Here is a 23,742-nt window from a genome sequence, read left to right as displayed (position 1 = left end):
GTGCATCTACTCCTTGGGGGTGTTCGTTTCGAGGTGGCCGTCGGCCGCGTCCGGGGCCGGGGCCGAGGGGTACGGAGCGGCGGTCGCGGTGAGCCCGCGCACCGGCAGCGGTTCGAGCGGGGTCCGGGACTGCCAGGACTGCGGCTCTGCCGCCGTCTCCAGGCCCGTGTCCGGCTCCGGGGCGGGGTCGCCCTCGGATTCGCTGCGGGCCTCGGCGAGTTCGATGCCTCGTCGGAAGGCCGCTACGAGTCCCGGGTCGTGCAGGGCCTGTTCGTCCTCGGTGCGCGGGGCCGGCGCCTCCCTGAGCTGCGGCACCAGGTGCTCCTGGTTGGCGCGCCGGGGCAGCTGGGGCCTGCCCATGGTGCCGCGTACCACTCCGGGCTCGGAGTGGAGTGCGTCGGGGACGTCGTCCGTGGGCCGGGTTCCGGGGCGCGCCTCGGCCGGGGTATGGCGGTCGGGGCGCTCGGCGCGCAGCGGGAGCGGTGGTGCCTCGCCCTGGCCCTGTGCCTGCTGGGGCGGTTGGTGCAGGCGCAGCGGCTGGCTGGGCACGTAGGGCTGACGTCCGGTGCCCGGCTGCGGGCCCGGGGCGGTGCCCGGGCCGGGGCTCAGGCTCGGATGCGGTCTGTGGTGGCCGCTCGTTTCGTCCTCGGCCGGTGGACGGTGCACGGGGCCCGGGGCAGGGACCGGGGCCGCGCCCTGCGCGGCCGGGGTGTCCCCGTCCACGCCGAGCAGGGACTGCGGGAGGACGAGTACGGCCTGCGTGCCTCCGTAGATGTTGCTCTGCAGCCGGACCGCGATGCCGTGCCGGCGGGCCAGTGACGCGACGACGAACAGTCCGATCCGGCCGTCCTGGAGCAGGTGGGCCACGTTGACCTGGTCGGGGTCGGCGAGCAGGGCGTTCATTCGCTTCTGCTCGTTGCCCGGCATGCCCAGCCCCCGGTCCTCCACTTCGAGGGCCAGTCCGGCGGTGACCTGCTGGGCGCGCAGCAGCACTTGGGTGTGCGGTGCGGAGAACACGGTCGCGTTCTCCACCAGTTCGGCCAGGAGGTGGATCACGTCCGCCACGGCGTGGCCGCGCAGCGTGCCGTCGATCGGCGGGACGAGTTTGACCCGGGGGTACTGCTCGACCTCGGCGATCGCCGACCGCAGGACCTCGGTCATGGTGACCGGGTTGCTCCACTGCCGCCGGGACACGGCGCCACCGAGGACGGCGAGGTTCTCGGCGTGCCTGCGGATGCGGGTGGCGAGATGGTCGACGTGGAAGAGGCCCTTGAGCAGATCGGGGTCCTCGACCTCGTGCTCCAGCTCGTCGAGGAGCTGGATCTCACGGTGCACCAGGGACTGGAGGCGGCGGGCGAGATTGACGAAGACCTCGACCTTCTGGTCCTCGCCCGAGCGGTCCGGGATCCGGGACGCCTGGACGACCGCGGCCACGGCGGCTTCCTGCTGGCGGCCGAGTTCCTGGGCGAGCAGCTCGAAGGCGTCACTTCCCGGGGCGGCGGGCTCGGTGGGCCTGCGCGCGGTCACCGGCTCACCGTTGCGGAGCTGTTCCACCACCCGCTGCAGTTCTGCCTGGCCCTGGGCGCTGGCGCGGCGGAGCGCCAGGCAGCGACCGAAGACGGTGGTGGCGACGCGGTTGGCGGCGAGACAGGCGGCCAGCACGGCGGCGAGCGCCAGCGCACCGGCCGTACCCAGCGCGATCCAGAGTTCGGTGGAGGGCCGGGCTCCGGTGGAGCGGGCGGTGAAGATGACCGCTGCGGCTCCGCTCAGTACCGCTACGAGGGTCGGCAGCACGGCGGTGCGCAGGATCTGGGGGCGTATACGCGCCTCGGGGGACGACTGGGCGGCGCGCGGCCTGCCCGTGGCCGAGTGGGAACGGGCACCCGGTCGGCCGTGCCGTCCGCCTTCTCGGCGTTCCGGTCGCGCTTCGGGCGCGCGAAGTTGAGACATCAGTGTCCTCGGTACGTGGGGCACCTGGAATCGGCGTTCCTGCGGCGGCACCTACGGTGGTCGGTCAGGCTCGGTTCTCCGGTCGGGCAGGCTCGACCGTCATGAGCCCACCGTTGATCACCGGCCACACACGGTAGTCGTCAATCGCGCGGGTTCGTCGGGCAGTTGTCGAACTTGCCCGCCATCCGTCCCGCTCTGGTATGAGCTTTCGCACGATCGACCGATTACTCCGCATGGAGACCTGGTCGGCGGGCACCCGAACGGCCTACGGATACGAACCCCTGGACACAGGAGAACGGCTCGGCCCGTCCGGTAGCGCCGGACGGGCCGAGCCGTCTGATGTCCCCCGCGTGATCCGTACGCAGCTACGCGCTCGGCGCCACCTCGGCATGGTCGGCCTCCGCGCCTTCGGACGCCCGGCCCTTGTCTCCCGGCAGATCGGCCGACAGGTCCGTGATCCGGGCCGCGCCCGCGGGCCGGCGCTCCAGCGGCTGCGGAGCCACCTCGCGCCACCAGGGCTCGGAAGGAACGGTCCGCGCCGTGGGTTCGAAGGGCTCACCGGGCCGCGGCAGTGCGACCCGGGCGCCCGCGTCCTGTGCCGCGGCGAGGGTGCCCTCGCCCGGCTCGGCCCACGGATGCGGGGCGAGGTTGAAGGTGGCCCAGTGGATCGGCAGCATCGCCCCGAGCGGCTTGCCGCCCTGAAGATCGAGATGGGCCCGCATTCCCTCGGCCGGAGTCATATGAATATCGGGCCAGTACTCGGAGTACGCACCGATCTGGATCATCGTCGCGTCGAACGGGCCGTGCTCGGCGCCGATGTCCTTGAAGCCGGGGAAGTAGCCGGTGTCGCCGCTGTGGTAGATGCGGTGCTCGGGACCGGCGACGGCCCAGGACGCCCAGAGCGTGTGCTGCTGGTTGCGCAGACCGCGGCCGCAGAAATGGCGCGCAGGGGTGGCGGTCAGGCCGAGCCCGGCGATCTTCGTGGTCTCGTTCCAGTCCAGTTCGCGCATCCGGTCTGCGGACACGCCCCACCGCTCCAGGTGGGCGCCGACTCCGAGCGGGACGGCGAACACCGTGTCCGTGCCGGCGAGGGCCCGGATCGTCGGAAGGTCGAGGTGGTCGTAGTGGTCGTGCGAGATCACCACCGCGTCGACCGGCCCGAGCGCGGCGAGCGGCAGCGGGACGGGGTGCAGGCGCCTGGGACCGGCGAAGGCGAAGGGGGAGCAGCGCTCGCCCCAGACCGGGTCGAAGAGCACCCGTCGGCCGTCGATCTCGGCGAGCACACTGGAATGGCCCATCCAGGTGAGCCGCAGCCCGGTGGCGGGCGTCTCGGCGAGATCGGCGTAGGTGGTGGCGTGGACGGGCACGGTGCCGACCGGTGCCCGGCGCGCCCGCTCCTCCTTGCGGAAGTAGACCTTGGCGAACTCCAGGGTGGATCCGGACGGCCTGGTCCGCGCCCCCACCGGGTTCTGGAAGACTCCGTCGGCGAAGTTGGGCGAGCGGCGGATGCGCTCCATGCGGGCACCGTCCGGGTCCGCGCCGAATGCGGCGGGGCGCAGCGAACGCATCCGGGTGCGGAGCGGAGGCAAGGGGTCAGCGCCGGTCACAACATCTCCTGGGGGAGTCGGTTCGTCTCATTATGGGCGGGGGGTACGACGGCGCGAGGGCGGAGGGCCCGCGGGGCCGGCGGCCGGAACGGACCGCGTCAGCCGCGCGGCTGCCCGTACACATGGTCGATGTGGAGCCGCAGCACGATGCGCCGGTCCCGGACCATCGCGGCGCGGTAGTCGTCCCAGTCGGGGTGCTCGCCCTGGACGTCGCGGTAGAGGGCGATGAGCTCCTCCACCGTCGCGTCGTGCGGATCGGCGGCGACCGGGGACAGCTCGGCGGTGGCGTCCACGACCGTCCACGCCCAGCGGTCCGCGCTGGTGACGTGGTAGCTCGCCCGGGGGTCACGGCGGAGGTTCTTCGTCTTCGCCCGGTCATCCGTGATCGAGACGCGGACGATGCGCTCCTGGGGGTAGTAGAAGTGGTTGACATTGGACAGCTGGGGCCTGCCGTCCCGCCTGAGTGTCACGAGCACTCCGCCGTTCTCCTCGGCGAGCAGCCCGAGCAGCGCTTCCTGCCGTGCGTCGAATCCAGTCATGCCGGATCCAACGAACGTGCCCGCCGCAGGATTCCGCATTCCGCCGGATCGCGATGTCACATCCGGGGCCCCCTCGTCCGTCACACCGGTGCAAGCGGCCCCACGGCACCGCCCTGGGGCACCGGAGCCGTACCGAAGGAGACCGGCCATGACCGCCCGAATCCCGCTCGACCCGCCCCGTTCCCTCCTCTTCCGTGCCGTGTCGTGGTACTCGAACCGTACGTACGGCAAGGTCATCGATCCGCTGCGGGCTTCCGCCCACCACACCGGGGTGCTGTGGGCCGGGGCCCGGCTCGAGCTGTCGGTGGGCCGCTGGAAGAAGCTGGACGCGCAGCTCAAGGCGCTGGCCGTGATGGCGTCGGCGGCTACCATCGGCTGCAGCTGGTGCATGGACTTCGGCTACTGGGAGAGCCACCGCCACGGCATGGACCCGCGCAAGCTGCGCGACGTGCCGGTGTGGCGGGAGAGCGAGGTGTACACCCCGCTGGAGCGCGACGTCATGGAGTACGCGGAGGCGATGAGCCTCACCCCGCCGGAAGTCGGGGACGAGCTGGCCGAGCGGCTGCGGACCGCGCTCGGTGAGGCGGCGTTCGTCGAGCTCACGACGATGGTCGCGGTGGAGAACATGCGCTCCCGGATGAACTCCGCTCTCGGCCTGACCAGCCAGGGCTTCAAGGACCGGTGCGAGGTGGAACGTCCCACGAACCACTGACCCGGCGGACCGGCCGGTTCCTCCGCCTCGGTTCCCCGGCCCGTGCGGCGGGTAGCTGCCATGGCAGCTACCCGCCGGCCCGCACCCGGCTCCCGCTCGCGATGTTCCGGACGCTCTCACCTCACCACCCCCTGAGAACCGACGAGTTCAGGAGGTGGGAGTGAGACGGACCCGGATGGATGCCGGTCCGGGCGGCTCGTCATGCCGCCGGCCGGTGGAAGGTCACCGTGCCGGCGCTCGGGACCGCCAAGGTCGATCCGAGGTCCACCGTCACGGGCGCTTCAGGTGCTTCAGGCGCTTCGCTGACGGAGACACCGGTCGACGCCTGCGACTCCGGCCGCGCCGGCATCTGGTGCCGACGGCGCGGACCGGCGCCGGAGGCGCCGTCCGAAGGAGGGGGCGGGGACCGTGGACGGCTCCGCCCCCGGTCTTCCCGTGCGTGGCATATTCGCTAGGGTGACGCCGTGGCAAGAGTGCGTCTGAGCGTGGCGGAGCGTCGTGAGGAACTGCTGCGCGCTGCCGTCGAACAGATCGAGGTACGGGGCGTCGCGGCGGTACGGATCGCCGATGTGGCCGCCGTGCTCGGAGTGAGCAACGCGCTCGTGCTCTACCACTTCTCGACCAAGGAGAAGCTGGTCGCGGCAGCGTTCGCGCATGCCGCCGAGGCCGATCTCGCCCAGCTGCGCAAGGTGCTCGGCCGCCGCACCAGCGCGGTACGGCGGCTGCGCGCCGCCGTCCGCTGGTACGCCCCGACGGGACAGGCCAAGGGCTGGCGGCTGTGGATCGAGGCCTGGGCCGCCTCGCTGCGCGATCCGGCGCTGCGCAATGTGGCCGGCGATCTCGACCAGCAGTGGAAGGCGGAACTGGCCGAGGTCATCGAAGAGGGTGCCGCCGCCGGTGAGTTCCACTGCGACGACCCGATGTCCGCGGCCTGGCGGCTGACCGCCCTGCTGGACGGCCTGGCCGTGCAGACGACGTCGTACGCGGGTCCGCTCTCCCGGGCCACGATGCTGGCCTGGACCGACGAGGCACTCGCCCGCGAACTGGGCATCGACCGCGAGGCGCTGACGGCCTGACCCCGCCCCGACGGCGGTCCGGGCGATGGTCCGGCCGCGCGGTGCGGGCGGCGGGTGGCGCTCAGGTCTGGCGCACCGGAGCGTATGCGTCGCCCTGGAGTCCGAAGGTCCACGCCACACCGTCCTTCGCGGACCTGGTGCCCGGAGGCACCCGCAGCCAGTAGACGCGGTGCGTGCCGTCCGGCTCCGGGGTGGAGTTGACCACCTCGACCATGACCACGTCCTCGTCGCCGTCCATCGCGATGCGCCACAGGACACCCGTCTCGTCACGGTGGACCGGCTCGGCGCCGGATTCGGTGAGGTAGCGGTCGTATCCGTAGAACTCCAGCATCACGCGGCGCAGTTCCGCGTTCTCCTCCTCGCGTATCCGCTTCGGGGTGAGGGAGTTCAGCTCGTCCAGGAACTCGGCGGGCACGGGCATGCCGCGCCAGGCGTGCAGGGCGAAACCGTCGCGGTAGGCGAGCGCCGGGCCGTCCCCGCGGTCGAGCCGGCCCGCCTCGTCCCGGTACAACGCCTCCGGGCGCTCGCTGATCACCACGACGCGCTCGTAGGGCCACCACCAGCCCGCGTGTCTGGCCACCTCGGCCAGACCGTCGAGCCGGTCGCCCCGGCCGTCGAAAGCGGCGAGCCAGGCAGCGTCGTGCTGGCCCAGGACCGCGTCGAGCAGCACCAGCCGGACGTCGGACTCGTCCTCGGGGCGCCCGGCGAGGTCCGCGACGACGCCGGCCCTGATCCGGTCGGCCAGTGCCGCGGTGGTCTCCCAGAGCTGTGCGCCCGTGGCGGACCAGAGCGCGGACCAGCCCGCCGGGCCCAGTTCGTCGTACATCCGGCGACGCTCCTGCGCCCAGGGCCGGGTGCGCACCTCGTCGCGCACCGAGCGTCCGGCGTCGACGAGCTTCTCGACGGCCTCCACGGCGGCCCTGGGCGAGTCGACCCAGACGATCCGCTCCGGCTCGGCCAGTCCTGCGCTGCGGTAGGCGAGCCGCAGCCCGTCCTCGGCCGCGGACCGGTCCGCCGCGCCGGTCGCCGCTGCCACTGTCCGCCATGAGTCCACGTACTGCATCGGTCTTCCCCGTCCCCTGTGTTCTGCGATCTGGTTCTGTGCTCTGTCTTGTTCGTGGCGCGCCGTGCGCCGTGCGCCTCGGTGATCCGGTGCGCCGCGGGACCTCCGGGTCCCCTTCCCCGGCCGCCGTCAGTCCGCGACGATGCGGACCGCGCCCGGTGTGTACTCCCGCTGGCGCACCACGCGGTACCAGCCCTTGGACAGCGGTATCGCCGCGTGCTCCTCGTGCACCACCCGGCCGCCCTCGGGGAGGTGGAGCAGCATCGGCCCGAACACCCCCGCCTCGCGCATCAGCCGGCCCGGCCCCTGGACCGCGTGGGCATGGCCGGTGACCTCGCCCAGCGCGAGGACCATGCGGCCCCTGCCGTCCCTCGGCTCACCCGGCGCGTCCACGAGGTGCGCGGGCACCGCCGACTCGTCCAACGACACGATCAGTACATCGCCCTGCCGGTACACAGACGTCTCCCCTCGATGGCCGCACCCGCTGTGCCGGCCACGGAGAAAACGCTACGGGGCGGGTCTGACAATCGACCGCCGGCCGGCCGGACCTGCGCCCCGTCGCGGCGGTCCCGGTCACCCCGTTGTCAGTGCGGCTTGATAAACCTTGTGGGCATCAGCCGTTTCCCCAGTACCAGGAGCTCACGGTCATGTCCGGTGTGGACCATCTGCACGAGTTGCTCGGCCTTCCCACTGTCGACTTCCAGCACGCGGCGGGTGAGGTGCCCGTGCAGGCCGTCGACGCCGCAGCGTGGCGCATCTCGGTCGATCCGTACGACGACGAATCCGAGATGACCTGGGAGGATGCCTTCCAGGCGTTCCTGAAGGCGGTCGACCCGGCCGGGGTGCGGGCCCTGATCGTCGGTCAGTGGGGCGAGTCGTACGAGGAGGACTCGTCCTACCCGATCGATCTGATCATCGCCGCCGCCGACCGGCTGACCTCGCTGGAGGCCGTCTTCGTCGGCGACATGATCTCGGAGGAGAACGAGATCTCCTGGATCGAGCAGACGGATGTCACCACACTGCTGAAGGCGTTCCCCGGTCTGCTCGAACTGGGCGTGCGCGGCGGCACCGGCCTGGTCTTCTCCCCCACGAAGCACGAGCGGCTGCGTTCGCTGACCATCGAGACCGGCGGTCTGCCGGTCGTGGTGATCCGGGGCCTTCTGGACAGCGAGCTGCCCGCGCTGGAGCGGCTCGACCTCTGGCTCGGCGTCTCCGCGTACGGGGGCGACGCCGATGTGGCGGACCTGGCCCCGCTGCTCTCGGGCACCCGCTTCCCCCGGCTCACCCATCTCGGTCTGCGCAACAGCGAGTTGCAGAACGAGATCGCGACGGCGGTCGCGAGCGCCCCGGTCGTCGCGCAGCTGCGTGTCCTCGACCTGTCGAACGGCACCATGGGCGATGAGGGCGCGGCGGCGCTGCTGGACGGCCAGCCGCTGACCCATCTCGAAAAGCTCGATCTGCACCACCACTTCATGACCGAGCCGATGGAGCGCCGGATCAAGGAGACGCTGAAGCCCCACGGCGTGCGGGTCGACGTGTCGGAGCGCGAGAAGCCCTGGGGCGACCGCGGCGTCGAAGGCCGCTACACCTCGGCCTCGGAGTGACCCGCCATGACTGACATCGAGCATCCCGAGTCGTTCCACGGCCTGCCCGTCCACACCCTGTCCGGTCCGGGCCGGGCCTCCGGCACACCGCTGCCGGAGGCAGGTTCGGTGGCGTGGCGGCTGGAGAGTGCCTGGCAGGGCGATCTGACGTTCGGCCCGCTGTGGCAGCACTTCGTCGACACGGTCGACACGACGCGGGTGCGGGCCCTGCTGATCGGCCCCTGGTGGCAGGAGGAGTACGAGTCCTTCGCCCCGGTCGTCGATCTGCTGGTCGCTCACGCGGACCGTTTCCCGGCCCTGCGGGCGCTCTTCCTCGCCGACGTCGTGAGCGAGGAGTGCGAGGTGTCGTGGCTGGAGATGTGCGATGTGACGCCGGTGGTCGAGGCGTTCGGGCAGCTGGAGGAACTGACGGTCCGTGGCTGCGGCGAGCCGGGCTCCGAAGGGTCCTCGCTGGGTCTGCGGCCGGTGCGGCACACCTCGCTCAAGTCGCTGCGGTTCGAGTCCGGCGGGCTCCCGTCCGCGCTCGTGCGGGCGGTCGGCGCCTCCGAGCTGCCCGCGCTGGAGCGCCTCGACCTCTGGCTCGGCGTCACCGAGTACGGCGGTGACGCCGGGATCGAGGACCTCGCTCCGCTCCTGTCCGGTGCGACGTTCCCCGCTCTGCGCCACCTGGGGCTGCGGAACAGCGAGATCCAGGACGAGATCGCCGCCGCCGTGGCCTCCGCCCCGGTCGTCGCCCAGTTGGAGACGCTTTCCCTCTCGATGGGGACCCTGGGTGACGAAGGGGCCGAAGCGCTGCTCTCGGGCCAGCCGCTCACCCACCTGACCTCGCTGGACCTGCACCACCACTACATGAGCGACCCGTTGGTGGACCGCATGAGGGACCTCCTCGGTCCGGGCCGGGTGAACACCGAGATCGACGAGGTCGAGTACTGGGACCCGGAAGAGGACGTCGACCGCTATGTCGCCGTCGGCGAGTAGTACGCCCGGCCCGGCGCCGCGCTTCGCCGTCGTGGGAGTGCCCGGCAACCGCCGGGTCACACTCTTCCAGGACGCCGTGCGCGCGGCCGGGCTGCCGGCGGCGCGTGTCGTGTCCTGGCTCGACGTCCTGCGCGGCGAAGCCGGATTCCTGCCCGGCGAGACCGTCCGGATGGACTCCCCGGGTGAGGACGCCGAGGTGGAGCGGCTGCTCCGCGCGGTCGGGGATCCGACCCGGGTCGAGGGGACCGCCCTCTGGTACGTCCGTTTCACCTCGGCCGTACGGGAGGTGGCGCGCGCGGCGGCCGCCGCCGGTGCCGTGCTGCTCGACGATCCCGGCGATGTGGCGGTGCTGTTCGACAAGCGGCTCTGCCATGCCGTGCTGGACGGCGCCGGGGTGCCGGTCCCGGCCTCGCCGACCTCGGGGGCCGCGGCGCCCGTGGTGCGGGACTGGGCGGACGTACGGGAACGGATGGCGGACCGCGGCCTGCCCAGGGTCTTCGTGAAGCTCGCGCACGGCTCGTCCGCCTCGGGGGTCCTGGCCGTGGAGACGGCCGGGCCCGGCCGGGTCCGGGCCACCACGTCGGTGGAGCGTGACACGTCGGGCCGGCTCTTCAACTCCCTGCGGGTGCGGCGCGTCACGACGGAGCGGGAGATCGCGGCGCTCGTCGACGCGCTCGCACCGGACGGCCTGCACATCGAACGCTGGCTGCCCAAGGCCACCCGGCGGGGCCGGGCGACGGATCTGCGGGTCGTGGTGGTGGCGGGCCGGGCCACCCACGCCGTGGTGCGCACCAGCCGCTCCCCCATGACCAACCTCCACCTCGGCGGCGAGCGCGGGGATCTCGGCGAGGTCCGTGACGCCGTCGAGGCGGCGGGCGGCAGCTGGGGCGAGGCCCTGGCCGTGTGTGAACGGGCCGCGGCGTGCTTCCCGGACACCTTGTGCGTGGGCGTCGATCTGCTGCCCGCGACCGGCTGGCGGCGCTTCGCCGTCGGCGAGGTCAACGCCTTCGGGGATCTCCTGCCGCGGCTGACCGGGCTTCCGGGCAGCGGCGCCGAGGACCTGGACACCTACGCGGCGCAGGTCGCCGCCGTAATGAACACAGCAAGGAACCACCGTGCAACCGCCACTGCCTGACGCCCGGCGCGCCCCCGTGGACGCCCAGAACCCGGACATGAGCGAAATCGTGGGCAGCCACGATCTGCTGCTCGTCACCCTCGACACGCTGCGCCACGACGTGGCCCAGGAGCTCGCCGCCGCGGGCCGCATCCCTCATCTGGCACGCCATCTGCCGGACGGCGTCTGGGAGAAGCGGCATGCGCCGGGAAGCTTCACCTACGCCTCCCACCAGGCGATCTTCGCGGGATTCCTGCCGACGCCGGCGGGCCGGGGGCCGCATCCGCGGCTGTTCGCCGCGCGTTTCGCGGGCAGCGAGTCCACCGCCTCGGGCACCTTCGTCTTCGACACGCCGGATCTGCTCTCCGGCCTCGCCGGCATGGGCTACCGCACGGTGTGCATCGGCGGTGTCGGCTTCTTCAACAAGCAGGCGCCGCTCGGTTCCGTGCTGCCCGGTATGTTCCAGGAGAGCCACTGGGAACCGGAGTTCGGCGTGGCGTCGCCCACCTCCTTCGAGGCGCAGGTGGCCCGTGCGGAGGAGGTCGTCGCCGAACTCCCCCAGGAGCAGAGGCTGTTCCTCTTCGTCAATGTGTCCGCACTGCACCAGCCCAACTGGTTCCACCGGCCGGGCGCCACCCGCGAGGCGGGCGACTCCCGCGACACGCACGCCGCGGCCCTGGAGTACGTGGACGCCCATATCGGCAGGCTCTTCGCCGCCGCGAGCAGCCGCCGTCGCTGTTTCGCCATCGTCTGCTCGGACCACGGCACGGCGTACGGGGACGACGGCTACACCGGTCACCGGCTGGGTCACGAGTCCGTGTGGACCGTTCCGTACGCGCACTTCTTCCTGGAACCGGGGGATATCGCACCATGAGCACCACCGCCGTGCCGGCCACCCGGCCGTACCGGAGCTATGTCTACGCCTACCCGCACAAGACCGCCTACCGGCCGCTCGCCGACCGGCCGGCGCTGCGCGAGCTGTGGGCGGCCGAGCGCAAGGACGCGCTCTCGCTCTATCTGCACATACCGTTCTGCGAGGTCCGGTGCGGCTTCTGCAATCTCTTCACCCGGATCGGCGCCCCGGACGAGCTGACGACCCGGTATCTCGACGCGCTGGACCGGCAGGCCATCGCGGTCCGGGAGGCGCTGGGCGACGAGGAGCCGGTGCGTTTCGCCGCGGCCGCGTTCGGCGGGGGTACGCCCACGTTCCTGACCGCGGCGGAGCTGGAGCGGCTCTGCGACATCGCGGAGAAGCGGATGGGCGCCGATCTGCGGTCCGTCCCGCTGTCGGTCGAGACGTCGCCGTCGACCGCGACGGCCGACCGGCTGGCCGTCCTCGCCGACCGCGGGACGACCAGGATCAGCATCGGCGTGCAGAGCTTCGTGGAGGCCGAGGCGCGGGCCGCCGTGCGCCCTCAGCGGCGGGCCGATGTGGAGGCGGCCCTGGACCGGATACGTGACGCCCGCATCCCGGTCCTGAACATCGACCTGATCTACGGCATCGACGGGCAGACCGAGGACAGCTGGCGCGCCTCGCTGGACGCGGCGCTCGGCTGGCGGCCGGAGGAGCTGTACCTCTACCCGCTGTACGTGCGCCCGCTGACCGGACTGGGACGGCTCGGTGCCGACAGCGAGGCCGCGGCGGACGCGGCCTGGGACGAGCAGCGGCTGCGGTTGTACCGCGCGGGCCGGGACCATCTCCTGGCCCATGGCTACGAGCAGGTTTCGATGCGGATGTTCCGCCGCGCCGACGCCCCGCGGACTGACGGACCCGACGACTACGCGTGCCAGACCGACGGCATGATCGGCCTCGGGTGCGGTGCCCGCTCGTACACCACGAAGCTGCACTACTCCTTCGACTACGCGGTGGAGATGCGGGAGGTCCGGGCGATCATCGACGGTTACGCGGCCACCGAGGACTTCTCCCGCGCGGAGGTCGGGCGGTACGTCGACGGTGACGAGGCGCGCCGGCGCCACCTCCTGCAGTCGGTCCTCCAGGCGGAGGGGCTGTGCCTGGCCGACTACCGGGAGCGGTTCGGCACCTCGCCGGCCGACGACTTCCCCCTCGATCTGGCCCGGTTCGAGGCGCGCGGCTGGCTGGATGCGTCCGCCGGGGCGTCCGGACTGCTGCGGCTCTCCCCCGAGGGTCTGGCCCACTCCGACGCGCTGGGCCCGGAACTGTTCTCCCCCGGCGTACGGGCCGCGATGGCCGCGTACGAGTTGAAGTGAGCGCGCCCATGGACCTGACGATCCTCTACCGCGGCCCGCTCGCCTCGTGCGACTACGACTGTCCGTACTGCCCGTTCGCCAAGCGGCGCGACAGCCCGGAGCAGCTGCGGGCCGACCGTGCCGCGCTGGAGCGGTTCACGGCATGGGCCGCGGCGCAGACCGGTGACCGGATCTCGGTGCTTTTCACGCCGTGGGGCGAGGGGCTGGTCCGCTCCTGGTACCGCCGTGCGCTGGTCGAGCTGGCGCAGCTGCCGCACATCCGGCGGCTCGCGATCCAGACCAACATCAGCAGCCGTACGGGGTGGCTGGCCGAGGCCGGTGAGGCGGGTCGCGAGAAGATCGCGCTGTGGTGCACGTACCACCCGGGGCAGACGCCGTACGAGCGGTTCCTCGGCAAGTGCCGGGAGCTGACCGCGCTCGGCATCCGGCACAGTGTCGGCGTGGTCGGGCTCGACGACCATCTCGACGAGGCGCGGCGGCTGCGAGCCGCGCTGCCGGAGGACGTCTATCTCTGGGTGAACGCGGCGGAGGGCCACACCTACACGGACGAGGAGGCGGACCGCTGGACGGCCATCGACCCGCTCTTCCCGTACAGCCGGCATCCGCACCGGTCGGCCGGGCTGCCCTGCAGGACCGGTGAGTCGGTCGTCTCGGTGGACGGTGACGGCACCGTGCGGCGCTGCCATTTCGTCCCGGCCGAGCTGGGCAATCTCTATGACGGGAGCTACCGCCGGGCCCTCGGTCCGCGTGCCTGTCCGCTGGCGGTCTGCGACTGCCACATCGGCTATGTGCATCTGGAGACGCTGCCGCTGTACGACGTCTTCGCGGGCGGTGTGCTGGAGCGGATACCGGCATCGCTGCCGCCGCAGCCCGCCGGACGTGTCCGGGCTCCGGACACGTCAGGCGGGACCGCTTGAGACGGTCTAGAGCGGCAGGAGGTCCGGCCGCTTCGCCTCGACGTGGTCGCCGGAGGATTCGCCGCGCAGCCGCCGGCCGATCCACGGCACCAGGTACTCGCGTGCCCAGTGGATGTCGTCGCGCCGTACTTCGAGGGTGCCGCGCTGCGCCTGCGGGGGCCATTCCTGGTCGGGGTCGGCCGGCACGTCGATGCCGAGGACCTGGGCGGCGCGCAGCGCGACCCTGGTGTGTCCCTCGGCCGAGAGGTGGAGTCGGTCGTCGTCCCAGGCACGCCGGTCCTGGACGGAACGCAGCGACCACAGGTCGAGGACCGGGCAGTCGTAGCGGTCGGCGATGGCCCGGACATGGGCGGTGTACGTGGCGATCTTGCCGCGCAGATGGCGCAGCACGGGAACGCCACGGGTGTCGAAGCCGGTGGTGACCATGACCGTGCCGACCGCCCCGGTCAGCTCGGCGACGGCGCGCTCGAAGCGCTCGGCCACGTCGTCGGGGTCGGTGCCCGGCCGGATGATGTCGTTGCCGCCCGCACAGAAGCTCACCAGGTCGGGTGCGAGCTCCTTGGCGCGCGGCACCTGCTCCTCGACGATCTGGTCGAGGAGGCGTCCTCGTACGGCGAGATTGGCGTACCTGAAATTGCCGTGCGCGGAGCCTTCGCTGCCCGCCGCCGCATCGGAATCCGGGAGCTGGTCCGCGAGAAGTACCGCGAAACGGTCCGCCCAGCCGACGAAGGTCCCGTCCGGGCCGGGGTCGCCGACTCCCTCGGTGAAGCTGTCGCCAATCGCCGCGTACGACCCGATGACGCCCTGTCCGTTGTTGACGCCACGTTGGTTTTTTCTCGAATCGTCTGCCACAAACGCTTATCCTGCACCGCCGAATGTGACCTACGCGACCGTAATAAGGGGTTGACGGGTGGTGAGATAGACCACCCGGTCAGGTTTTGGTAAAGGGGGAATAAGCAGAAGGGGCGGTGCGCCGCCGCGCACCGCCCCTTCTGTGTCGCTCAGGTCATGCTGTGTCGCTCAGCTGCCCGGCCGTTCGGCTCAGACGTAGATGCCGTGCGAGGCCAGGAAGGCGATCGGGTCGATGTCCGAGCCGTACGCCGGGCCGGTGCGGACCTCGAAGTGCAGGTGCGGGCCGGTGGCGTTGCCGGTGGCGCCGGAGAGGCCGACCTGCTGGCCGGCGCTCACGCCCTGGCCCACCGAGACGGAGACGGAGGACAGGTGGCCGTACTGCGAGTAGTGGCCGTCGGCGTGCTTGATGACGACCTGGTTGCCGTACGCGCCGCCCCAGCCCGCGGCGACGACGGTGCCGGAGGTGATGGACTTCACACTGGTGCCGGTGGCGACGGGGAAGTCGATACCGGTGTGGCTGCCGCTGGACCAGTTGGAGCCGGAGGCCCGGTAGTTGGTGGTGTGGTTGCCGGGGACCGGGTGGACGTAGCCGGAGCTGCTGCTCTTGGCGGCCGGGGCGGAGGCCGCCTTGGTCTCCGGAGCGGCGGTCACGGACTTGGCCGGGGCGGACTTCTCAGCGGCCGCGGCGGCGGAGGGCGCCTTCGACGGGAGGGCGGAGCCGGTGCCGGCGCCGGTGGGCGCGGCGTTGCCGGCCGCCTTGGCACCGAGGGTCAGCTTCATGCCCGGGAAGATCAGGCTGGGGTCCTCGCCGACGACCTTGCGGTTGTCCTGGTACAGCTGCTGCCAGCCGCCCTTGATCTTGTGCTCGGCGGCGATCTTCGACAGGTAGTCGCCGGAGACGACGGAGTACGTCGTGGTGGCGGCCTGCTTCTGCGTGACCGGCTGGGCCTGCGTGGCGGCGGTGGCCGACTGCGGGGCGGCGGCCGGGGCGGCCTGCTCCGCGGCGTGGGCACCGGTGGCGCCGAGCAGCGGGAGTGCGATGACGGCGCCACCGGCGCCGACCGCGGCGACTCCACGGGCGACGGGACCGATCTTCGTACGGCGGTGCTTACCCGATATGGGCATGACGTATTTCCTCTCCGGCGCCTGCGAGGTGAGCTGTCGGGTTCGGGCTGGAGATGCCCGGCCGCACCGAGTGCGACTTCACCCCGAGCCGGCCGGATTTCTCCGGTCGGCGACTTACCTGGTTCCCCCGCTCCTGCCACGCGATGAGTGGGTACGAATTCCGGGCGGCGGCAGGATTAGGCGGTCCGTCCGGATTGACGGTGACCGTAAGCGAGTCGGGACGACGAGAACAAGCGGCGGGTTCCATCACGGATTCCGCGCCGGGGAAATCGGCGCGGAATTCCGGTCACCCTCCGTGGATTACGGATCTTGGCTTTCCGCACGGCGCACGGAATGCCCGACTTCCCTGTCGCCACACACCGTCACGGATATGATCCCGCTCACGAGGCGGCGATCATCTCCCGTACAAACGGGCGATGTTCAGGCAAAAGCTCGCATTACGGACATGCCCCTTCTGTCACACCCTCCGCAGGCGCAGCACCCGTGCGTCGAGATCCCCCCGGAGTCCGCTGTGCAGCCCCTGGTGCAGCAGCGCCGAACCGTGGTGCACGGCCCCCGTGTCCAGGCAGGTGTACGTCGCCGCGGGGTCGAGCCCGCGCAGTCGCAGAGCCGGGGGCCGTTCCCCGTACCGCTGCGCCTCCAGCCACATCAGGACCACGGCCTCCTCACCGTGGACGTACTGGACCGCACCGAGTCCGCCGCGCGGCTCGCGCAGCCGGTACAGCGCGCCGTGCTGCACGACCGGCCGGATCTTCTTGTAGAGCTCCACCCAGGTCCGCGCCTCGGCCAGCCCCTCCTCGCTCCATTCGGTGAGGTCCCCGCCGACCCCGAGCACACCGGCCATGGCGCTCACGAAACGGAAGCGCAGCGAGCTGACCCTGCCGTTGAGCTGGTGGTTCGGGCTGTCGGTGACCCAGGCGGCCATCACCCGGGCCGGATGGATGTGCCCGAAACCCTCCTGGATGGCGAGACGGTCGAGCGGATCGGTGTTGTCGGAGGTCCACACCTGGTCCGTACGGGACAGGATCCCCAGGTCGATCCGGCCACCGCCGCCCGAACAGGACTCGAACGCGACCGAGGGATGCGCGGCCCTGAGCCGGTCGATCAGCGCGTACAGAGCGTTCACATGTTCGATCCAGAGCTTCTGCGGGTACTCCTCGCCCGGCCAGCCCGCATCGGTGAAGCAACGGTTGAAATCCCACTTCACATAGTCGACGGGCGTCTCGGAGAGCAGCGTGTCCAGCTGCTCCCAGAGGTATTCCTGCACATCGGGGCGGGCCAGATTGAGCACCAGCTGGTTGCGGTACTCCGTCCGCGCCCGCCCGGGGAAGTGCTGCACCCAGTCGGGGTGCGTGCGGTAGAGATCACTGTCGGCATTGACCATTTCCGGTTCGACCCAGATTCCGAACTGCATGCCGAGCCCGTGCACTTCGTCGGCGAGCGGCTTCAGCCCGTCGGGGAAGCGGTCCGGATTCGGCGTCCAGTCGCCGAGCCCGGCCCGGTCGCTGGTCCGCCGCCCGAACCACGCGTCGTCCACCACGAACAGCTCGACGCCCATCGCGGCGGCGCGCACGGCGAGGGCACGCTGCTGGTCCAGCGAGATGTCGAAGCCCGTCGCCTCCCAGGAGTTGTAGAGCACCGGCCGCGACCGCTCCGCGTCGGGGATCACATGGGCCAGCTGCCAGGCGTGCCAGGCGCGGCTCGCACCGCCGAACCCCTGGCCGCTCCACAGCCCGGCGAACACGGGTGTGGTGTACGACTCCCCCGGTGCGAGCCGCAGCAGTCCGGAGTCGTCGTAGCCGGCGCCGCCGGTGATCTGCACGAGCCCGTCCGGCAGCCGCTGCACGGAGATCCGCCACGAGCCGGACCAGCCGAGCGCACACCCGTACACCTCACCGCTCTCCTCCGTCGCCGCGCCGTCGGCGTCCAGGGCCACCCAGGGCAGGTACTGGTGCCCGGTGTGGCCGCGCCGGCTGGAGACGACGCTCTCGCCGTGGAGCAGCTCCGCCCGCTCCAGCCGCGACTCCGCCGCCCAGCGTCCATGCAGCCGGCTCAGCCGCCAGCCGTCACGGGCCGGCAGCGACCAGGCGGCCGCGTCGGCGCGCAGCAGCTCCAGCGGCGGGCCGTCCGGTCCCGCATGGGCGACGGTGGCCCAGCGCTCCACGACGTCGGAGTCGTCCCGCATCCGGTAGTGCAGGGTGAGGGCGAGCCGGTGCACGGAGTCGGTGAAGCCGAGCCGCAGCTCGTCCCCGTCCACCGAGGCGTTGGTGAAGGCCCACTCGGTGCCCCGGACCTCGGGGGTACGCACCGAGAGCGCCGGGCGCACGAACCGGGGTCCGCCCTCCACCGGATACTCCTCCCGGCCGTCGAGATGGGACTCGAAGGCCCTGAAGGGGAGCTCCGGCGCGGCGGCCAGCGCCTCGGCCGCCGCGAGGGAGATCCTCGGCCCCCAGTGCAGATGGACCAGCTCGTCCTGTCCGGTCAGCCGCAGTGCATAGCTGCTGCTCGCCCCGGTGAGCAGCCAGGTCCGGCCGGTGTTGCCCGTCTCGATCATCGCATCCCCACATTCCAACAGTTCCGCACATCATCGACCATCGTTGGGACGTGGGCAACGGACTTGCCAGGAATTCACCGGGCGGATTCACCGCCCGGGCAACGGAGTTCGCCCGGGTATCGACAGGGAAAGGCCGAGATGATTGCCTGAGGAACCAATGTCGTATCGTCGCGGAAGTCGCCTCGCCGACGACCCGCGTCGGCACCGGACACCCCAGGAGTCGCTGTGACGCAGCAGTTGCCGCAGGTACCGTCGACGGAACCCGAGCTGGCGGGTGTCCGCAACTTCCGCGATGTGGGCGGGCTGCCCACCGCGGACGGCCGGCGGGTGCGGCACGGGCGGCTCTTCCGCAGTGGTCACCTGGCACACGCCACCGCCGAGGACGCCTCCTTCCTCGGCGGCCTCGGTCTGCACACGATCTTCGACTTCCGCAACGCCGCCGACCGTCGGCTCGACGGTCTGGACGTGGAGCTGCCCGGCGTACGGAATGTGAGCATCCCGCTCTCCGACCCGGCGGACGGTGCGGAGTTCTGGCACATGGTCCGCGACGGCGACACCGAGCAGCTGCGCTCGATCCTCGGCGACGGCAAGGGAACGAACCGGATGATCGCCTCGTACCGCTCGATCATCCAGGACCGCACCGCCGAGCACAGCCGGGTACTGCACGCCCTGGCCGAGGACAGTGTGCCCGCCCTGATGCACTGTGCGGCGGGCAAGGACCGGGCCGGCCTGTCGATCGCGGTGTCCCTGCTCGCGGTCGGCGTCGAGCGCGACGCCATCGAGGCCGACTACCTCAAGTCCAACGACACCCACCGGCGCTACAAGGTGCGCCGCAGCGACACCTCGGCGGACGGCATGTCGGCCGAGGTGATGGAACTGCTGAATCCGCTCTTCGGCGCCCATGCCGAATACCTCGCCGCGGCGTTCGCCACCATCGACGAGACCTGGGGCAGCACGGAGCGTTACTTCTCCGAGGGCCTGGGGCTCACCCCCGGGACCCGTGAGCGGCTGCGCGGCCGGCTCCTCGACGAGGCGTAGCCGCGAGCCCCGGTCGCGGTGGTCAGCCCTTGCCGGCCACCGCGAAGAGCAGGTAGAGGAAGGCCGCGAAGATGTGTCCGGCGATGAGGTAGGCGAACAGCCGGATCACCACGCCGCGCGGGAACTTGCGCTCCTGGGCCTCGTACTTCTTGGTCGACCCGAGCGGGTCGAAGTTCTCCGAATCGGACATGACGGTCCTCTCTGGCGACCGGAGACCGGTCTCAGCGGCGGTGGATGCCGCTGCCGAGGCACAGCTCGGCAGCGGGGCTCTGCAGCAGGGTGTGGACGAAGAGCAGCTCGGCGCCGTCGCGGTCGACGGCGGTGATCCGGTGCGGAGTGAGCGAGTCGAAGTGCGCGCTGTCCCCGGGGGCGAGATCGTGCACGGTGTCCCCGAGCCAGACCCTCAGGTGCCCGGCGAGCACGTACAGCCATTCCTCGCCGGGATGGACCCGCACCAGATCGCTCTGCGCGGCCTGCGGAACCCGGACGCGGAGCGCCTGCATCGCCCTGCCGGAACCGCCTGCCTGCCGGTACATCCAGCCGTCCGCCTCGGCTCCCTCGAACTTCCCGCCGCGGATGATCGCGTCACGTTCCGGGGGTGTCTCGCCGAGCAGCTCGGAGACCGTCGTACCGTAGATCCTGGCAAGACCGAGGAGCATCGGCAGCGAAGGCTGGCGGCGACCCGTTTCGAGCCGGGAGAGATGGGCGGGCGAGAGCCCGGCCCGCTGAGCGGCGGTCTCCAGGGTGAGACCACGGCTCCGGCGCAGGTCGCGCAGGCGAGGCGCGACTCCGGGCAGCTCGTCGGCCACCCCTCCGTCTGGAGGATTCATGTACCCATTGGGCCAGGATCCTGCCTGAGAGGCAAATATCTTGCCTCTCAGGCAAAAGCGGTCAGCGGTTGGCGACCGCCTGCTTCACCAGTGTCCTGCCGAAGTCCCACATCAGCCCACCGCCGCTGTGTGCGTCGTCCATCACAGCGGTGAACGCCGTGACGAACCGGTCGACGTCCGACTCGTCGATCACCAGGGGCGGAATCAGCTTGATCACTTCCAGGTGGTCGCCCGAGACCTGGGTGAGGATGCGGTGCTTCTGGAGCAGCGGCACCACCACCATCTGCGCGAAGAGCCCCTTGCGGGCCGCCTGGAGCATGGTCCAGCGGCTGCGCAGCTTGAGCGAGGACGGCCGGCCGAACTCGATGCCGATCATCAGTCCGCGCCCGCGCACCTCGTGCAGCAGCTCGTAGCGGCCGACCAGTGCGGTCAGCCGGTCGCGCAGCAGCTCACCGGTGCGGCGCGCACGGTCGACGGTCTCCTCGTCCTCCATCACCGTGAGGACCGCGAGCCCGGCCGCCATCGCCTGGGCATTGGAGCCGAAGCTCGCGGAGTGGACCAGGACCCGGTCCATGGACGAGTAGACGCGCCGGAAGATCCAGTCCTTGCCCAGGGTCGCCCCGACCGGCACATAGCCGCCGGAGAGGGCCTTGGCCACACAGACCAGATCGGGCTCGACACCCGCCTCGTGCTGGTACGCGTAGAAGTCGCCGGTCCTGCCGAGTCCGGTCTGCACCTCGTCGGCGATGAGCAGGGCCTTGTGCTTGTGCAGCAGTTCCTGCGCCTCGCGCAGGAAGCCGGGGGGCGCGGCGTGGACGCCCTTGCCCTGGATCGGCTCGACGACCAGTGCCGCCACGTCACCGCGCTTCAGCTCACGCCGCAGCGCGTCGAGGTCACCGAGTGCGATCGCGGTGTCCGGCAGCAGGGGGGCGAAGCCGTCCCGGAATCCGTCCTCCCCGTTGACCGAGAGGGAGCCGGTCGTCAGGCCGTGGAAGGCGTGGGCGCAGTAGAGGATCCTGGGCCTGCCGGTGGCGTAGCGGGCGAACTTCAGGGCCGTCTCGACCGCTTCCGTGCCGCTGTTGCCGAAGAAGACCCGGTCCAGGTGCGGGCTGTGCGCGAGCAGCTTCTCGGCCAGCAGTCCGGGCAGCGGCTGGCAGTCGAAGCGGGTGAGGTCGGCGAGCGAGGCGTCGAGGACGTCGTGCAGGGCCTTGCGTACGACGGGGTGGTGCCGGCCGAGGCCCATCACGCCGAATCCGGCGAGCATGTCCAGGTAGTCGTTGCCGTCCGCGTCCCAGAAGTGTGCGCCCTCGGCCCGTTCGTAGACCTTGTCGAAGCCGATGGTGCGGAGCATCCGGGGCAGCTGGTGGTTGAGGTGTTTCGTGTGCAGCTCGTAGCGCTCGGCGCCGCGCTCCGCGAGGAGCCGCGCCAGGTCGAAGCCCTTGGGCCCGTCGTCCTTCATTCCCCGCTCTCCTCGGTCCTCGTCGCCGCCTCCTTGGCGGCCAGTGCTGCGCTGATCCGTCCGGCGATCTCGACCGGGGTGAGCCCTATGTCGGCCAGTACCTCGGCGCGCTTGCCGTGCGCGAGGAACTGCTCGGGGATGCCGAACGTCCGCAGCGGTACGTCCACCCCGGCGTCCCGCAGCGCCTGCCCGACCGCCGAACCGACGCCCCCCGCCCGGCTGTTGTCCTCGACGACGGCGACCAGCCGGTGCCGGGCGGCGAGCGGGGGCAGTTCCTCGTCGACCGGTTTCACCCAGCGGGGGTCGACGACGGTGCAGCGCAGGCCGGCCCCGGCCAGCAGATCGGCGGCCTTCAGGCAGACCGGGGCGAGCACGCCGACGGCGACGAGCAGTACGTCGGGGTCGTCCGCCCGGTGCAGCACGTCCATACCGCCGATCCGGCCGACCGCCGGGACCGGCTCCCCCACCGACTCCTTGGGGAACCGGATCACGGTGGGCGCGTCGTCGACGTCGACGGCCTCGCGGAGCTGGGCGCGGAGTTCCCCGGCGTCGCGCGGGGCGGCGATCCGGAGGCCGGGGACGACCTGGAGCACGGACATGTCCCACATGCCGTTGTGCGAGGCCCCGTCGGGACCGGTGACGCCGGCCCGGTCGAGGACGAAGGTCACCCCGCACCGGTGCAGCGCGACGTCCATCAGCAGCTGGTCGAAGGCCCGGTTGAGGAAAGTGGCGTAGACGGCGACGACCGGGTGCAGCCCGCCGGTGGCCAGTCCGGCCGCGGACACGGCGGCATGCTGCTCGGCGATACCGACGTCCCAGACCCGGTCGGGAAACGCCTCGGCGAACTTCGTCAGTCCGACGGGGTGCAGCATCGCCGCCGTGATGGCCACCACGTCCGGCCGCTCCGCACCGATCGCGGCGATCTCGTCGCCGAACACCGAGGTCCAGGAGGGCCCACCGGCCGGGACGAGCGGGGCGCAGGTCAGCGGGTCCATCGCGCCGACGGTGTGGAAGCGGTCGGCCTCGTCCAGGAGCGCGGCCGGGTAGCCGCGGCCCTTCTCGGTGAGGCAGTGCACCAGCACCGGGCCGTGGAAGCGTTTCGCCCGGTGCAGGGCCGATTCGACGGCCGCGATGTCATGGCCGTCGATCGGCCCGACGTACTTGAGCCCGAGGTCCTCGAACATGCCCTGCGGTGCGAAGGCGTCCTTGAACCCCTTCTTCGCGCCGTGCAGCGACTCGTACAGCGGCTGTCCGATGACGGGGGTCTGCTGGAGCATCTCCTTTCCCCAGGAGAGGAAGCGCTCGTATCCGTCGGTGGTACGGAGGGTGGCGAGGTGGTTGGCCAGGCCGCCGATCGTGGGGGCGTAGGAGCGCTCGTTGTCGTTCACCACGATGATCAGCGGCCGGTCGCGCGCGGCGGCGATGTTGTTGAGCGCCTCCCAGGCCATCCCGCCGGTGAGGGCCCCGTCGCCGATGACGGCCACGACGTGGTCGCTCCGTCCCAGCACCTGATGGGCCTTGGCGATGCCGTCGGCCCAGCCGAGGACCGTCGAGGCGTGCGAGTTCTCAATGACGTCGTGCGCGGACTCCTCCCGGGACGGGTATCCGGACAGGCCCCCTTTGCCGCGCAGCTTGGAGAAGTCCTGCCGCCCGGTGAGCAGTTTGTGCACATAGCTCTGGTGGCCGGTGTCCCAGAGAATGCGGTCGGCGGGCGAGTCGAAGGCACGGTGCAGGGCGATGGAGAGCTCCACCACCCCGAGGTTGGGCCCCAGATGACCGCCGGTCCTGGCCACCGCCCGGATAAGGAACTGCCTGATGTCCTCGGCGAGTTCGCCGAGTTGTGCTCCGTTCAGCGCCTTGAGATCGTGCGGCCCCCGGATGCTCTCCAGAATCGTCACGCTCGGGCCCCCTCTCTGGTTCCGTCTCAGCTCACGGTGACGGCGGGAGCCCCCGACGGCGTCCCCGCCTCTGCCATGTCCTCGGCGATCCTCATGGCTTCCTCGATCAGCGTCTCGACGATCTTCGACTCCGGCACGGTCTTGATGACCTCGCCCTTCACGAAGATCTGCCCCTTGCCATTGCCCGACGCCACACC

21 protein-coding genes, 1 pseudogene and 1 riboswitch are annotated in these 23,742 nt (G+C 71.4%); of the genes and pseudogenes, 9 read left to right on the top strand and 13 right to left on the bottom strand.

The annotated features are described in order from the left end of the window. Nucleotides 1-6: 6 nt before the first annotated feature. The 3 genes from AB0D53_RS15515 to AB0D53_RS15505 all read right to left on the bottom strand — a co-directional run bounded on the left by AB0D53_RS15515 (nt 7) and on the right by AB0D53_RS15505 (nt 4,096). Nucleotides 7-1,950 (bottom strand): ATP-binding protein, encoded by a 1,944-nt coding sequence (locus AB0D53_RS15515; RefSeq protein WP_362445731.1) that lies wholly within the window; start codon nt 1,948-1,950, stop codon nt 7-9. A 365-nt stretch (nt 1,951-2,315) separates the two neighbouring features. Then, nucleotides 2,316-3,557 (bottom strand): MBL fold metallo-hydrolase, encoded by a 1,242-nt coding sequence (locus tag AB0D53_RS15510; protein WP_362445728.1) that lies wholly within the window; start codon nt 3,555-3,557, stop codon nt 2,316-2,318. A gap of 98 nt (nt 3,558-3,655) precedes the next feature. Next, nucleotides 3,656-4,096, bottom strand: a complete 441-nt coding sequence (locus AB0D53_RS15505; protein ID WP_362445725.1) for a PPOX class F420-dependent oxidoreductase — start codon at nt 4,094-4,096, stop codon at nt 3,656-3,658. A gap of 148 nt (nt 4,097-4,244) precedes the next feature. Here AB0D53_RS15505 and AB0D53_RS15500 point away from each other — a divergent pair, with 148 nt between their 5' ends. Together AB0D53_RS15500 and AB0D53_RS15495 are read left to right on the top strand one after the other, a co-directional pair. Then, a complete protein-coding gene (locus AB0D53_RS15500) occupies nt 4,245-4,808 on the top strand; it encodes a carboxymuconolactone decarboxylase family protein (protein ID WP_362445722.1) in 564 nt (187 codons plus the stop codon). 485 nt (nt 4,809-5,293) lie between these two features. Continuing rightward, on the top strand, nt 5,294-5,884 hold the full coding sequence (locus AB0D53_RS15495) for a TetR/AcrR family transcriptional regulator (RefSeq protein ID WP_362446413.1): 591 nt from the start codon (nt 5,294-5,296) through the stop codon (nt 5,882-5,884). Nucleotides 5,885-5,945: 61 nt separating this feature from the next. On the opposite strand, the gene AB0D53_RS15490 is transcribed toward AB0D53_RS15495, so the two are convergent. Both AB0D53_RS15490 and AB0D53_RS15485 read right to left on the bottom strand, forming a co-directional pair. Beyond that, nucleotides 5,946-6,947, bottom strand: a complete 1,002-nt coding sequence (locus tag AB0D53_RS15490; RefSeq protein WP_362445719.1) for a DUF6745 domain-containing protein — start codon at nt 6,945-6,947, stop codon at nt 5,946-5,948. 129 nt (nt 6,948-7,076) lie between these two features. Further along, on the bottom strand, nt 7,077-7,403 hold the full coding sequence (locus tag AB0D53_RS15485) for a hypothetical protein (protein WP_329819096.1): 327 nt from the start codon (nt 7,401-7,403) through the stop codon (nt 7,077-7,079). 191 nt (nt 7,404-7,594) lie between these two features. Here AB0D53_RS15485 and AB0D53_RS15480 point away from each other — a divergent pair, with 191 nt between their 5' ends. The 6 genes from AB0D53_RS15480 to AB0D53_RS15455 are packed head-to-tail and all read left to right on the top strand — an operon-like array spanning nt 7,595 to nt 13,789. Then, the gene (locus AB0D53_RS15480) at nt 7,595-8,551 is read left to right on the top strand and encodes an STM4015 family protein (protein ID WP_362445716.1); all 957 of its coding nucleotides are present in this window, start codon (nt 7,595-7,597) and stop codon (nt 8,549-8,551) included. A 6-nt stretch (nt 8,552-8,557) separates the two neighbouring features. Beyond that, nucleotides 8,558-9,529: an STM4015 family protein gene (locus AB0D53_RS15475; protein ID WP_362445713.1), complete on the top strand. Its 972-nt coding sequence runs from the start codon at nt 8,558-8,560 to the stop codon at nt 9,527-9,529. After that, nucleotides 9,510-10,664, top strand: coding sequence for an STM4014 family protein (locus AB0D53_RS15470; protein ID WP_362445710.1), 1,155 nt, complete (start codon nt 9,510-9,512; stop codon nt 10,662-10,664). The genes AB0D53_RS15475 and AB0D53_RS15470 overlap by 20 nt, the downstream gene beginning before the upstream one ends. Before the next feature lie 37 nt (nt 10,665-10,701). Next, on the top strand, nt 10,702-11,517 hold the full coding sequence (locus AB0D53_RS15465) for an STM4013/SEN3800 family hydrolase (protein WP_362446410.1): 816 nt from the start codon (nt 10,702-10,704) through the stop codon (nt 11,515-11,517). Continuing rightward, nucleotides 11,514-12,872 (top strand): STM4012 family radical SAM protein, encoded by a 1,359-nt coding sequence (locus tag AB0D53_RS15460; RefSeq protein WP_362445707.1) that lies wholly within the window; start codon nt 11,514-11,516, stop codon nt 12,870-12,872. The genes AB0D53_RS15465 and AB0D53_RS15460 overlap by 4 nt, the downstream gene beginning before the upstream one ends. An 8-nt stretch (nt 12,873-12,880) precedes the next feature. Continuing rightward, nucleotides 12,881-13,789: an STM4011 family radical SAM protein gene (locus AB0D53_RS15455; RefSeq protein ID WP_362445704.1), complete on the top strand. Its 909-nt coding sequence runs from the start codon at nt 12,881-12,883 to the stop codon at nt 13,787-13,789. Nucleotides 13,790-13,795: 6 nt separating this feature from the next. Here the strand turns inward: AB0D53_RS15455 and AB0D53_RS15450 are convergent, their stop codons facing one another. The 3 genes from AB0D53_RS15450 to AB0D53_RS15440 form a co-directional block, all read right to left on the bottom strand. Then, on the bottom strand, nt 13,796-14,641 hold the full coding sequence (locus tag AB0D53_RS15450) for an SGNH/GDSL hydrolase family protein (RefSeq protein WP_362445701.1): 846 nt from the start codon (nt 14,639-14,641) through the stop codon (nt 13,796-13,798). A gap of 189 nt (nt 14,642-14,830) precedes the next feature. Next, nucleotides 14,831-15,766, bottom strand: coding sequence for a LysM peptidoglycan-binding domain-containing M23 family metallopeptidase (locus AB0D53_RS15445; RefSeq protein WP_362445698.1), 936 nt, complete (start codon nt 15,764-15,766; stop codon nt 14,831-14,833). 3 nt (nt 15,767-15,769) lie between these two features. Beyond that, a riboswitch (cyclic di-AMP (ydaO/yuaA leader) is annotated at nt 15,770-15,926 on the bottom strand. A gap of 297 nt (nt 15,927-16,223) precedes the next feature. After that, nucleotides 16,224-18,320: an alpha-galactosidase gene (locus tag AB0D53_RS15440; protein WP_362445695.1), complete on the bottom strand. Its 2,097-nt coding sequence runs from the start codon at nt 18,318-18,320 to the stop codon at nt 16,224-16,226. 225 nt (nt 18,321-18,545) lie between these two features. Between AB0D53_RS15440 and AB0D53_RS15435 the strand changes: the two genes are divergently transcribed. Continuing rightward, nucleotides 18,546-19,358 carry a tyrosine-protein phosphatase gene (locus tag AB0D53_RS15435; RefSeq protein ID WP_362445692.1) on the top strand — a complete coding sequence of 271 codons (813 nt, stop codon included), beginning with the start codon at nt 18,546-18,548 and terminating at the stop codon, nt 19,356-19,358. Between the two features lie 22 nt (nt 19,359-19,380). Here the strand turns inward: AB0D53_RS15435 and AB0D53_RS15430 are convergent, their stop codons facing one another. The 5 genes and pseudogenes from AB0D53_RS15430 to AB0D53_RS15410 all read right to left on the bottom strand — a co-directional run. After that, entirely contained in the window at nt 19,381-19,548 is a 168-nt protein-coding gene (locus AB0D53_RS15430; RefSeq protein ID WP_177328335.1) for a DUF6126 family protein, read from the bottom strand. Nucleotides 19,549-19,579: 31 nt separating this feature from the next. Continuing rightward, on the bottom strand, nt 19,580-20,188 hold the full coding sequence (locus tag AB0D53_RS15425) for an XRE family transcriptional regulator (RefSeq protein WP_329819106.1): 609 nt from the start codon (nt 20,186-20,188) through the stop codon (nt 19,580-19,582). A gap of 61 nt (nt 20,189-20,249) precedes the next feature. After that, nucleotides 20,250-21,647, bottom strand: coding sequence for an aspartate aminotransferase family protein (locus AB0D53_RS15420; RefSeq protein WP_362445687.1), 1,398 nt, complete (start codon nt 21,645-21,647; stop codon nt 20,250-20,252). After that, a complete protein-coding gene (gene dxs / locus AB0D53_RS15415) occupies nt 21,644-23,545 on the bottom strand; it encodes a 1-deoxy-D-xylulose-5-phosphate synthase (protein ID WP_362445684.1) in 1,902 nt (633 codons plus the stop codon). The genes AB0D53_RS15420 and dxs overlap by 4 nt, the downstream gene beginning before the upstream one ends. A 26-nt stretch (nt 23,546-23,571) precedes the next feature. Then, nucleotides 23,572-23,742, bottom strand: a pseudogene (locus AB0D53_RS15410) (4-hydroxy-3-methylbut-2-en-1-yl diphosphate synthase); the annotation flags it as partial.

The organism is Streptomyces sp. NPDC048295 (assembly GCF_040652135.1).
Lineage (GTDB): Bacteria > Actinomycetota > Actinomycetes > Streptomycetales > Streptomycetaceae > Streptomyces.
This window is presented reverse-complemented; position numbering and strand designations above follow the sequence as displayed.

Bases quoted from the DNA above. Each gene is read 5' to 3' on its own strand.
- AB0D53_RS15500 (WP_362445722.1), top strand. From the start codon at position 4,245: ATGACCGCCCGAATCCCGCTCGACCCGCCCCGTTCCCTCCTCTTCCGT.
- AB0D53_RS15505 (WP_362445725.1), bottom strand. From the start codon at position 4,096: ATGACTGGATTCGACGCACGGCAGGAAGCGCTGCTCGGGCTGCTCGCC.
- AB0D53_RS15465 (WP_362446410.1), top strand. From the start codon at position 10,702: ATGAGCGAAATCGTGGGCAGCCACGATCTGCTGCTCGTCACCCTCGAC.
- AB0D53_RS15440 (WP_362445695.1), bottom strand. From the start codon at position 18,320: ATGATCGAGACGGGCAACACCGGCCGGACCTGGCTGCTCACCGGGGCG.
- AB0D53_RS15515 (WP_362445731.1), bottom strand. From the start codon at position 1,950: ATGTCTCAACTTCGCGCGCCCGAAGCGCGACCGGAACGCCGAGAAGGC.
- AB0D53_RS15475 (WP_362445713.1), top strand. From the start codon at position 8,558: ATGACTGACATCGAGCATCCCGAGTCGTTCCACGGCCTGCCCGTCCAC.
- AB0D53_RS15420 (WP_362445687.1), bottom strand. From the start codon at position 21,647: ATGAAGGACGACGGGCCCAAGGGCTTCGACCTGGCGCGGCTCCTCGCG.
- AB0D53_RS15460 (WP_362445707.1), top strand. From the start codon at position 11,514: ATGAGCACCACCGCCGTGCCGGCCACCCGGCCGTACCGGAGCTATGTC.
- AB0D53_RS15470 (WP_362445710.1), top strand. From the start codon at position 9,510: ATGTCGCCGTCGGCGAGTAGTACGCCCGGCCCGGCGCCGCGCTTCGCC.
- AB0D53_RS15455 (WP_362445704.1), top strand. From the start codon at position 12,881: ATGGACCTGACGATCCTCTACCGCGGCCCGCTCGCCTCGTGCGACTAC.
- AB0D53_RS15425 (WP_329819106.1), bottom strand. From the start codon at position 20,188: ATGAATCCTCCAGACGGAGGGGTGGCCGACGAGCTGCCCGGAGTCGCG.
- AB0D53_RS15430 (WP_177328335.1), bottom strand. From the start codon at position 19,548: ATGTCCGATTCGGAGAACTTCGACCCGCTCGGGTCGACCAAGAAGTAC.
- AB0D53_RS15480 (WP_362445716.1), top strand. From the start codon at position 7,595: ATGTCCGGTGTGGACCATCTGCACGAGTTGCTCGGCCTTCCCACTGTC.
- AB0D53_RS15490 (WP_362445719.1), bottom strand. From the start codon at position 6,947: ATGCAGTACGTGGACTCATGGCGGACAGTGGCAGCGGCGACCGGCGCG.
- AB0D53_RS15445 (WP_362445698.1), bottom strand. From the start codon at position 15,766: ATGCCCATATCGGGTAAGCACCGCCGTACGAAGATCGGTCCCGTCGCC.